The 8,940-nt window shown below is 62.4% G+C and carries 6 protein-coding genes; 4 read left to right on the top strand and 2 right to left on the bottom strand.

From position 1 onward, the window contains the following. The 3 genes from QD356_RS17340 to QD356_RS17330 form a co-directional block, all read left to right on the top strand. Nucleotides 1-268, top strand: a 268-nt coding sequence (locus QD356_RS17340) for a M24 family metallopeptidase (RefSeq protein WP_279878426.1), incomplete at its 5' end; no start/stop codon positions are given. Between the two features lie 346 nt (nucleotides 269-614). Beyond that, entirely contained in the window at nucleotides 615-1,673 is a 1,059-nt protein-coding gene (locus QD356_RS17335; protein ID WP_192838784.1) for a hydrolase, read from the top strand. A gap of 348 nt (nucleotides 1,674-2,021) precedes the next feature. Continuing rightward, nucleotides 2,022-3,191, top strand: coding sequence for a dicarboxylate/amino acid:cation symporter (locus QD356_RS17330; protein ID WP_043334254.1), 1,170 nt, complete (start codon nucleotides 2,022-2,024; stop codon nucleotides 3,189-3,191). A gap of 180 nt (nucleotides 3,192-3,371) precedes the next feature. On the opposite strand, the gene msrA is transcribed toward QD356_RS17330, so the two are convergent. Next, nucleotides 3,372-4,010 carry a peptide-methionine (S)-S-oxide reductase MsrA gene (gene msrA, locus QD356_RS17325; protein ID WP_131432038.1) on the bottom strand — a complete coding sequence of 213 codons (639 nt, stop codon included), beginning with the start codon at nucleotides 4,008-4,010 and terminating at the stop codon, nucleotides 3,372-3,374. Between the two features lie 49 nt (nucleotides 4,011-4,059). Between msrA and QD356_RS17320 the strand changes: the two genes are divergently transcribed. Further along, entirely contained in the window at nucleotides 4,060-4,536 is a 477-nt protein-coding gene (locus tag QD356_RS17320; protein WP_192838783.1) for a YchJ family metal-binding protein, read from the top strand. Nucleotides 4,537-4,684: 148 nt separating this feature from the next. Here the strand turns inward: QD356_RS17320 and QD356_RS17315 are convergent, their stop codons facing one another. Continuing rightward, entirely contained in the window at nucleotides 4,685-8,887 is a 4,203-nt protein-coding gene (locus QD356_RS17315) for a translocation/assembly module TamB domain-containing protein (RefSeq protein WP_192838782.1), read from the bottom strand. Between the last annotated feature and the right edge of the window lie 53 nt (nucleotides 8,888-8,940).

Genomic DNA, 8,940 nt, shown 5'->3' with positions numbered 1-8,940 from the left:
CGGCGACATCCGTCATCCGCCACAAGGTCACCCGATGCTGCGCCTGACGCGTGTGCTCGAGACCGGCATGGCCATCACCATCGAACCGGGCTGCTACATCATCCCCATGCTGCTGGAGCCGCTGCGCAACGATGCACGCGGTGAGCATATCGACTGGAAGCTGGTCGAGGCGCTGGCACCGCATGGCGGTGTGCGTATCGAGGACAATCTGGTCATCACCGCAGACGGTGCCCTCAATCTGACACGCAGCCCGGCGACGGGCCTGTAATCAGGCCTGCCACAAACTGTCTGGGTCTCTCGCTGTGACACTTGCCGTCACACGCCTGCCTCACGCCGCCATGGGCCCTGTGCCGATGGCGGCTTTTTGTCGCGTATCCCGGGGCTGAGTATTCGAGCACCAGGCCAGGAATGTGATCCAGGGCCGAGCTATCGCCGTTGGCATCGATGCGTATGCTGCACTGCGACTAGCGATTGGCGTCGCCAAGTGAAATGATGCCAACGATATCCGTGCAGAAATTCCTGTCAGATCTTGCTGCAGGCCACCGCCATCAAGGGCATGTCCATCATCCGACCAACAACGTCATCGCCCTGGCCTGCCACTGGAGCTACCTCACATGCCGCACTCCATCTTCACGTCAGAGTTTCGCCCTGCCCTTGGTCTGCGCAATCGCCATGTCCAGACCTTGTTGCCCCGCTTTCTGCCCCGCGCGCCCCTGAGTCGACGCACCGAGATTCTCAATCTCCCCGATGGTGACTTCGTCGAGCTCGCCTGGGTCATCAGCGACGGTCATGAAAAGCGTGAGCGTACGACGGCCCTGAGCGACGATGCGCCGCTGTTCGTGCTGTTTCATGGCCTTGAGGGTGACTTGAGTTCGCCCTACGCCCGTGAGCTGCTCAATGCAGCCGCCCGGATGGGCTGGCGACCGGTGATGATGCATTTCCGTGGCTGCGGGCAATCTCCCAACCGCCTGCCACGCGCCTATCACAGCGGAGATACCGCTGACGCCTATTGGGTGCTCGGCGAGCTGGGGCGACGCTACCCCCACGCCATCAAGGTCGCCTGTGGCGTATCGCTGGGCGCCAACATGCTGCTCAAGCTGGTGGCGGAGCAAGGCGGTGATGGTCTGGACCTGGCCGGCGCGATCGCCATCAGCGCCCCGCTGGACCTGGCAGCCAGCGCGGACGTGCTCAATCAGGGCTTCTCGCGCCTCTACCAGCGCCATCTGCTCAAGGGCTTGAAGGCCAAGGTGGCGGCGAAGCTTGCCAATGGTCCGTTACCCATCTCGATCGGAGCGCATCAGCTGACCCAGCTGAACAGTTTCTGGGCCTATGACAACGAAGTCACCGCACCCCTGCATGGCTTCACCTCTGCGAGTGATTACTACACGCGCTCCTCGGCGGGCCGTCTGCTGAGCGAGATCGAACTGCCGACGCTGATACTGCAATCACTGGACGACCCCTTCATGCCACGCGATCTGTTCGCACGCTTCCACCAACCTTCCGAGGCCGTGCGTATCGAGCTCAGTGAGCGCGGTGGGCATGTCGGCTTCGTCGAGTGGCGCCGTGGGCGACTGAGCTCCTGGTTGGCTCGTCGTGTCAGTCAGCAACTGGATGCCTGGAGCGGGCTGCCCAAGCCGCAAGCGCAGGCCGAGGTGCATAGCGAAGCGCACTGAGCTACCTGTATTGAACCGGCTGCATTGAACTGTCGTGCATCGAACTGGCGGCATTGTCCGCCATTCAGACGCCAACACGCTTTCCCCTCCCTGGCTTTCTTGTCCTTGGCTTTCCTCGCCTGTTCCGTCTCTCCCACCCTTGCTCGCCTTCCCACCCTCAGATCCGGTGGGAAGCCCTGAGCCCTGACTACTACCGTGTACGCTTTTGGGATGGCCAAATTTGGAGCATTAAAAATGATAACGGTATACAGAATGAGGGAGTGTAGGGTGACACGGATCACTGTCACGATTCAGGGAGAATGGTAGACTGCGCGCCCATCCTACGTTCAAGACTCTACTGGCCTGATAATGAACCTGATTTTTCGCCTGGTGCTCGGCATCGTGGCTGGCATACTGCTGGGACAATGGGCTCCCGAATCCCTGATACGCGCCCTGCTGACCTTCAAGGTACTGTTCGGTGAACTGCTGGAATACGCCATTCCGCTGATCATCCTGTTCTTCATCATGAGCGGGATCGCACGTCTCGAGCGCTCCTCGGGCCGTCTGCTGACCCTGACCATCGTGCTGGCCTATGCCTCGACCACGCTGGCAGGACTGTTGGCGGGCATCGTCGGGCTGGAGGTCGTGCCGCATATCGTGCAACAGGACCAGCTGCCGGTCAGTCATGCCATCAAGCACTTGAGCCCCTACTTCACGCTGGATATTCCGCCGCTGACCGATATCAGCACGGCTCTGGTAACGGCCTTCCTGTTCGGCATCGGCATTTCCGCCACCGAGCATGACGGCATGCGCCAGCTGGCCGACGGCGGCCGCGACATCGTCGAACGCTTCATTGCCAAGGCGTTGATTCCTGCCCTGCCGTTCTATATAGCCGGCCTGTTCTGCGAGATGACGATCGCCGGCACGGTAGCCAATACCCTCAAGAGCTTCGGCATGATCCTGCTGCTGGCTCTGACCCTGCACTGGCTGTGGCTGAGCGTGCTCTACGTCACCAGCGGCACCAGCACCGGCCGCTCGCCCATGAAGGCGCTGGCCCACATGCTGCCCGCCTACTTCACCGCCGCCGGGACCATGTCTTCCGCGGCCACGATTCCGGTCACCGTGCGCCAGATGCACCTCAATCACATCTCGCCGTCCGTGGCGAGCTTTGCGGTACCGTTGCTGGCCACCATCCACATGTGCGGCAGTGCCATCACGCTGACCGTGTGCGCCATTGGCGTGATGCTGGTCACTCCCTCCCTGGCAACGCCCGAGCTCACCACCCTGCTGCCGTTCATCGCCGCGCTGGGCGTGACCATCATTGCCGCGCCCGGCTCGCCCGGCGGGGCCGCGATGACCTCGGTGGGCGTATTGCAGAGCCTGCTGGGCTTCGATGCCGCCGCCGTCGGCCTGATGATGGCGCTCTATCTGGCGCAGGACAGCTTCGGCACCGCGTGCAACGTCACCGGCGATGGTGCCCTGGTGCAGTGGATCGATCGCTTTGCAGAAGCCGAGCAGGACCGACAGCGCTACCGCTGACACTGTGCCTCGCCGCACCTGACCGACAGCGGTTTCTGACAAAAGCTGTTCCTGAAAGAAAAAAAGCCTCATGGCGGCCGTGAACGTCGCGGCGACCATGAGGCTTTCGTGTCTCTCAGCGGCAATCTGTCACCAACAGGCTCATGACGGCATGCCCTGCCTGTCATGACTGCCGAGCTGTCAGCCGATGGGACAGCTGATTCCCGTGCCTTTCAGGCCGCAGTAGCCGCCCGGATTCTTGGCCAGATACTGCTGGTGATATTCCTCGGCGTAGTAGAACTCGCGCAACGGTGCGACCTCGGTGGTGATGCGGCCGAGACCGGACTGGTCCAGCGCCTGCTGGTAGTCGGCCATGCTCTTCTCGACGATGGCGCGCTGGTCTTCGCGGGTGTAATAGATCGCGCTGCGGTACTGGTTGCCGATGTCATTGCCCTGACGCATGCCCTGAGTCGGGTCATGGGCCTCGAAGCTGGCCCGCAGGATTTCCGGCAGACCGATCACCGTCGGGTCAAAGATCACACGCACGACCTCGGTGTGGCCTGTCTTGCCGGTGCAGGTCTCTTCATAGCTCGGATTCGGCGTATGGCCGCCGGCATAACCGACCGCCGTCACCTTGACGCCCGGCAGCTGCCAGAAGAGGCGCTCAGCTCCCCAGAAGCAGCCCAGTCCCAGCACGATCTCCTCACACTCACTGTCGAACGGCGGTACAATCGAGCGGCCATTGACGTGATGAACGCCGCTGATGCGAACCGCTTCACTGCGCCCTGGCAAGCTGTCCTGTGCTGAAGGAATGGTCTGCTTATCTTCCGTTATCCACATGGCGGACTCTCTCCTGTGTCGCGTCGTGCAATCGTGTATAGGTTCAATGATGTCATCTCTGCCCCCCAAGATCTGCCCCTGCCAGCCCAACAGCGCTGCGGCGCGACGCTACGTCGATTGCTGTCAGCCGATTCATGCTGACATCACCCGCGCCGAACGCCCCGAGCAATTGATGCGCGCCCGCTACAGTGCCTTCTGCCTTTCGCTGAGTGACTTCCTGATCGAAAGCTGGGATCCGGCACATTGCCCGGCGCGCGCCGATCTCGAAGGTGCTGGCCCGCAGTGGCTGGCATTGGAGATTCTGGACAGCGGACAAGACGCCGATACCGGCATGGTACGCTTTCATGCCACCTTCTTCGAGCAGGGAAAGTTCCAACAATTGCAGGAACTTAGCCGCTTTCATCACGATGGCCATCACTGGCGTTATGTCGACGGTGATGCCGAGTGGCAGACACTGACACCGGGGCGCAACAGCCTGTGTCCCTGTGGCAGCGGCAAGAAGATCAAGCGTTGCTGCACTGCGTGACCGTCAGCGTCTTGTGCTGACACGCGTGAGCACGATCTCTCGAGCACCTTCTGAAACGAGTTCTCCGAAACGCCCCCTCCAAAACGAGACAGCCCCACCGAACCTGTCGATGGGGGCTGAACCTATGGCAATCAATTGGCCCTGCGTGTCATCTGTCCTTGCCGACTCTGGGCGCCAGCTCACTGCGACCCAGCGAGAAGCTGTAGAGCAGATCCACGGCCTGCGCCGTGCCGGACACCGCTTCGGCATACAGATTGCGGAACAGCTTGTAGCGCAGTGTCAGCTCCGCGATCGGCGAGAACAGCCCGACGCCGTAACTGAGCTTCAGGTCCGGAGCGATATAGCCGCTGACCACCACCTGGCTGTCATCCCCGCTGCCGGAGCTGTCCAGACTCAGGTCGCGCACACCGAAGGTTTCCCCGATCTGGCCGACCACCTGACCACTTTGCGCCAGCGACATGCCGATCAAGGCGGATGTGACCGCACTGTCACTGCTGGTGTCGCTGTCCAGGCCCTCACCGCGCAGCAGATAACTCAGTGCCGAGGACTCATCCATCGACGGGTCCGAGAAGATCTCGACGCTGGGTGACGAGGCAAGTCCTGTCACACGCACCCCTGCAGTCACGTCGTCCTCGGTGTTGTCAGGATCACGGATCGCCTCGATATTCAGACGCGGGCTAGAAGGCGGCCCGGCCAGCAAGACCTGCCCCTTGCTGATCTGCAGGTCCTGCCCGAAGCTCTTGTAGGTTCCGTCGACCAGATTGACCTCACCGAAGACCTGCACGCCGCCCTTGGACTGACGCACATCGAGATCGCCTCTGAGCTTGGTCTTGAGCCCCATCGCCTCCAGGCGCGCATCCGGCCCGATATGGATGCCGATACGCACCTCCAGCGCCATGCCGGCCTCGTTGAGCGCCTTGGCGGTATCGCTGCCATCGGCAAGCTCGGCCGGGTTGGAGGTGTCCTCATCACTGGGACGCTCGATGATGATGGTGTCACTGGAGGGTGACACGGCAGACGGCGGCACCTGGTCAACTTCGATACGTGTCCACGGCACCTTGACGTCGCCCCGCAGCTTGAGCAGCGTGGGGCTGGCATTGATCTCGAGATCCGGTGCGACGCGCATGCGCCCGATCCCGGCGATATGCAGCTCGAGCGGATTCTTTGCACCGTCGAGGTTCAATGACGCCGTCCAGTCCTCAAGCGTCGGCCACGCCGCCTCGCCATCGATGCCCCAGCGCGCATCATTGCCCACCAGATAGCCATCGATATCGGCACTGTTGCCATCGAAGTTGACGGTGAACTGGGCATCCGACAGCGACACCGGCAGGCCTTCGCCCTGCACCTTGACACCGGTCAGCGCGATCGGGCCGGTCAACGACGGCAGGCTCAGGTTGCCGCCGACCTCGACGTCACCCGCCAGCTTGCCTTCCAGTTGAGTCATGCCTGCCACCAGCGGGCGATACGGCGAGAGGTCGATGTCGCGGATGGCCAGCGAGCCATCCAGATTGCCTGCGCCCGCCGGGTCGAGGACCGACACGGAGAGACCGATGCCGCCAGCGCTGTCGAGGCGAATCTGGGTATCGAGATCGGCCTTGTCGGGCGTGGCTTCCAGCGCCAGTTGCAGGGTGGTCTCGGGCAGAGACCAGGCATTGCCGTCGGCGTCTTCGCCGGACAGCGTCAACTTGCCCGCCAGCTCCGCGTCAGCATTCCAGCGTTGGCCGCCCTGCTTCCAGCTTGCCGTGATCTTGCCGCCCGTGGCACCGCCGATGATCCAGCTCTCCGGCATGGCGCTCTGGGCCATGTCCAGGGGAATCCCCTCGAGAGTCACCACGGCCTGACCGTCGTTACCCGCGCTCAATGGCTCGGCGACACAGATCTGGCCGCCCTGTTCGCGACTCAGACAGAACGGCTGCACCAGCACGCTGCCCTTGGCGAGATTGGCATCGAAGCTCGCCGGCGTGTCGAAGTTGAAGTCCCCGAAATCGGTATTCGCCGTCAGCGGAGACAGCGCACCACGATAATGCTCACGCGCCTTGTCGAGCCCACCCTTGAGGGTCAGTCCCAGACGAGAAAGCGGCATCTCACCGGCCATCTCGGTATCGAACTGCAGGGTGTGATCGCTCAGGAAGCCTCCCAGCGTCAGCGCGACCGTCGCGATCTGTTGTCCGCCAGCTCTGACATCATCGGCATTGAGGGCGATATCCAGTGCCGGGTCATCTATCCCCCGCTTGCGGGCATCGACCCCGGCCGACAGCGCCATGTCGGAGATACGGTTCTCACCGATCTGCAGGCGTCGTGCGGTGAAGTTGCTCGCCAGCTGAGGCTTGTCGAGAGTGCCCGAGGCATCGATCTTGCCCTTGAGCTCACCCGCGATATCCGGCATCAGGGTCGAGAGCGCCGGGAAATCGATGTTGGCCGCCAGGGTGATGGTCTTGGCAATCTTGCCATTGGCGCTCAGACGGTTCTGGCCCTGGCGCAGCTCCAGCGCGTTGACGTCCCACTGCATGTCGGCATTGCCTGAAAGCTTGCCGGTCAGCGTGAGCGGACGCTCGAGCAAGGTGCCATGGATATCCAGCTTGCTGACATCGACGGCCCACGGTCCTTGCTGCGGCTGGTTGAAGCTGGCCACGAGATTGCCGCTCAGCTCACCACGCACGGCTTTCTGACCACCCCCGGTCGGGGCCGGCAGCAAGTCTTCGGGATGCAGCTTGTCGAGGGCCAGCTCGGCGGCGACCCTAATGCCTTCCTGCCAATGAATCTCGCCACGGGTGGTCGCGGAGCCGCGCTTGAGCGCGATCTTGAGCGGCTGCCAGCGGTAATGCGCGAGATCGCCGTCGCCTGCCAATGACAAGGTGGCGCGCGGAATGTCACGCCCCTCGATGATGGCGTCCAGTGTGGTCGTATACCCCGACAGTGAACCCTTGGCGACCAGCGCCAGATTCTCGACGCTGTAGTCAGGCGTGAAGGAGGCAGCGGCAGCGGTGCCAGACGTATTCTTGCCATCCTTGGCTTGGGTCGCTGTCTGAGCGCCTTTCTGCGCATCCGCGGAGGTGTCATCAGAGGCATCAGTGACGGCAGCAAAGGGCCAGGTGATCCGCTCGGAGCTCAGGCGCGCCTCGAAGGGCAGATCGCTGTCCAACACATCCGCGCTGGCCACAAGCTCAGCGGCAAGTGGGCCGTCGGCCTTGAGAGAGGCTTCAAGATCCGCCAGCGAGCCTTCCAGAGACAGGCGCAGCTTTTCATGACGCACGGGATCAATCAGGGTCTCGGCATTGAGCGTGGCGCTCAGGGGATACTCGTCCTTCAAGGTGACCTGCGCCACGAGATCGGCGTTCACATCACGTGAATCGACCTCGAGACGCGAGAGCGTGATGTCATGCCCTTCCGCCTTGAGCGCCAGCGACAGGCGACTGACCTCATACGGGCTTGGCCCCTCGAGCGCAAAGTCTTCGATGGCGAGGTCGGGAACCTCGATGGTCAGCGGAATATAGACTTCCGGCAGGGCGATGCGCCCGGCCTGTGCTGTCTCATCCGTGGTTTCAGCGGCAGTCTTGCCAGACACTTCTGCGGCGTCATCCGTGACGGTCTCATCCGTGATGGACTTGTTCGAGATGGTCTTATTCGAAATAGCCTTGGCGGCGCTCTCGGCTTGAGACGCCACGACCTGAGTGTTGACCACTGCACTTGCCGCTTGCTGAGCCTCAGGCGTGATGCTCACTCCCTCGAGGCTGGCAGTGTCTGACGTCGCTTGAACCGCGGCGGCATCAGCCGGAATGAAACGACTGGTGATCAGGCGTGTCTCGCCCAGCGTCAGCGTACTCACTGACAGCGCGGCCGAGGTATGGAAGTGATCAAAGGTGACGCGACTGCCATCCGCCAGCGCCAGGGCGAAGTCATCAATGGCGACCTTGCGCACCTCGATGGGGATCGGCACCACGATGGGCACATTGAGACTCTCACCGCTCTCCGGTTCCGGTTCAGTGCTGGCACCGCTATCGCTCAGGGTGATCGCAAGACCACTGGACTCCAGCGACTCGAGACACAGCTTGCCCTTGAGCAGGCAGTCCTCACCCCAGGCCAGCGACAACGAGTCGGCATTGACGGCCAGCCCCGGCAGGTCCAGCGAGACGTCCTTGAGTGACAGCGCTTCCAGCGGAGAGCCGGAGGCCTGAGAGTAATCGATGAAGCCACGCGAGCGCGCCTGATCGAGCACCAGCCCGGTGCCCCACGGAGACAGCACGCCCCCGACCAGCAGCATCGTCAGCCCGATCAGGAACACGAGCAGCCATATCAGCAACCGGATGACCAGGCCGCCCCGACGTACATAGGGATTAGACAATTCCAACATCTCCATATCTTTTTTATCAGCTCACCCGCTCAGCTGATGGTCCTTTGCTGGCG

This window comes from Cobetia sp. 2AS, assembly GCF_029846355.1.
Lineage (GTDB): Bacteria > Pseudomonadota > Gammaproteobacteria > Pseudomonadales > Halomonadaceae > Cobetia > Cobetia amphilecti.
Note: the sequence above shows the minus strand (reverse complement) of the source record. Positions and strands in the feature narration are given on the sequence as shown.